This is a genomic window from Micromonospora sp. NPDC003776, from assembly GCF_053605645.1.
Window position 1 is genome coordinate 1 of record NZ_JBSGJR010000835.1, and the last position, 2,138, is coordinate 2,138.

Below are 2,138 nucleotides of genomic sequence, written 5' to 3' on the forward strand. Positions count from 1 at the left end.
GGCACCGGTGGGACCGGCCCGGGCGGGGTCGGCCCCGGTGGCGGCGCCGGGAACGGCGGCACCGGACCCGGCGGCGGGGCGGGCACCGGCGGCGTCGGCCGCAACGGCGGCTCCGGCTCCGCCGCCGCCCGGGCCGATGCCGGCCCCACCGTTCCCGCCTCCGCCCGCCATGCCCAGCCCGGCGGGCGGGCCGGTTTCCACCCCTCCGGCCGCACCGTCGTTCCCCGCCCCCGCCGTTCCCGCGGCCCGCGCGAGCGCACCCGCCTCCGCCCCGCCCGTGGTGCCGGCGCCCGCGCTGCCGAGCTGGCCACCGCCGACCGAACCGGGCGCGGGCGGGAGCGGCCCCTACCGGCCCGCCACCGGCCCGGCCACCCGGCCGACCTACCAGGGTGGCCCGGATCTGGCCGGCACGGTGTACGGCGGGACGGACGGGCCGGGCTTCGCGACGGTCTCCCTCCCGCACAGCAACCCGGTGGAGAACTCCGGCTCGCTGACCGGGCACATCCTCGCCCAGGGCTGGGCGGAGGACGGCCCGTCGGCCCGGTCCAGCAACACCCGGGTGGTGATCGTGCTGGCCGTCGCGCTGGGCCTGCTGATCGGGATCAGCCTGCTGGTCGTGTTCCTCGCAAACGACGCGATGAGCGGCATCACGAGCAACATGCTCGACAAGTGACGGGGTGAGCCCGCCCACTACGGGATCGCGGTGCGGTGGCGGCCTCACCGCGCCGCCGTACACTTGTGGGGATCACTGACCCGGCGCGCCGATCGCGCGCCCATGGGCGATCTTGCGGGCGAATCGGCGGCGTACGGTGCCGCGGCGGGCCATCGCGAAGATGCGCCCCGCTCGAAAGGCATTTCTTGACCACCTACGCTGCCCCTGGCACGTCCCCGTCCGCCGACCAGATCGTCACGCCGGAGCTCCCGGTCACCGACGCGCCCGACTTCGCCGCGCTGGGCCTGCCCCGCCAGCTCGTCGACGCGCTCGCCCGACAGGGCATCACCACCCCGTTCGAGATCCAGCGGGCCACCCTGCCGGACGCCCTCGCCGGCCGGGACGTGCTCGGCCGCGGCCAGACCGGTTCCGGCAAGACGCTGGCATTCGGCCTGCCGGTGATCGCCCGGCTCGCCGACCGCAACCGGGCCCGGCCGCTGCACCCGCGCGCCCTGGTCCTGGTGCCCACCCGTGAGCTGGCCATGCAGGTCAACGACGCGCTGATGCCGCTCGGCAAGGCGGTCGGCATCTTCCTCAAGACCGCCGTCGGCGGCGTCCCGTACGACCGGCAGATCGACGCGCTGCGCCGCGGTGTGGAGATCGTCGTGGCCACCCCGGGACGGCTCGGTGACCTGATCGAGCGCGGCGTCTGCAAGCTGGACGACGTCGAGGTCACCGTGCTCGACGAGGCCGACCAGATGGCCGACATGGGCTTCCTGCCCGAGGTCACCGAGCTGCTCTCGAAGACCCCGTCGGACGCCCAGCGGCTGCTCTTCTCGGCCACCCTGGACAACGACGTGGACACCCTGGTCAAGCGGTTCATGACCGACCCGGTCACGCATTCCACCGCGCCGCCGACCGCCGCCGTGTCCACCATGGACCACCACCTGCTGCTGATCCCGCCGCACGACAAGTTTGCGGTGGCGGCGTCGATCGCGGCCCGGGACGGCCGCACCATGCTCTTCGCCCGTACCCAGCTCGGCGTGGACCGGCTGGTCGAGCAGCTCGCCGCGGTCGGCGTACGGGCCGGTGGCCTGCACGGCGGCAAGACCCAGCGGATGCGTACCCGCACCTTGGCCGAGTTCCGCGAGGGCCGGATGAACGTGCTGGTCGCCACCGACGTGGCGGCCCGGGGCATCCACGTCGACGGAGTGACGCTGGTGCTGCACATCGACCCGCCCAAGGACCCGAAGGACTACCTGCACCGGGCCGGACGCACCGCCCGGGCCGGGGAGTCGGGCGCGGTGGCGACCCTGGTGCTGCCGAAGCAGCGCCGGACCACGCTGGCCATGCTGGAGAAGGCCGGTGTCGAGCCGGCCGAGTCCCGGGTCCGCGCGGGCGACCCGGCGCTGGCCGAGCTGACCGGCGCCCGGGAGCCGAGCGGGGTGCCGGTCCGCGACGAGCCCGAACCGCGCCGCGAGCGCCG

At 75.4% G+C, this 2,138-nt stretch carries 3 protein-coding genes; 2 read left to right on the forward strand and 1 reads right to left on the reverse strand.

From position 1 onward, the window contains the following. The coding region (locus ACWEVO_RS35495) for a hypothetical protein (protein WP_452311779.1) at nt 1–201 on the reverse strand (201 nt) is incomplete at its 3' end. Nucleotides 202–277: 76 nt separating this feature from the next. Here ACWEVO_RS35495 and ACWEVO_RS35500 point away from each other — a divergent pair. Together ACWEVO_RS35500 and ACWEVO_RS35505 are read left to right on the forward strand one after the other, a co-directional pair. Further along, nucleotides 278–673 carry a hypothetical protein gene (locus ACWEVO_RS35500; RefSeq protein ID WP_452311780.1) on the forward strand — a complete coding sequence of 132 codons (396 nt, stop codon included), beginning with the start codon at nt 278–280 and terminating at the stop codon, nt 671–673. Between the two features lie 230 nt (nt 674–903). After that, nucleotides 904–2,138, forward strand: a 1,235-nt coding sequence (locus tag ACWEVO_RS35505) for a DEAD/DEAH box helicase (RefSeq protein WP_452311781.1), incomplete at its 3' end; no start/stop codon positions are given.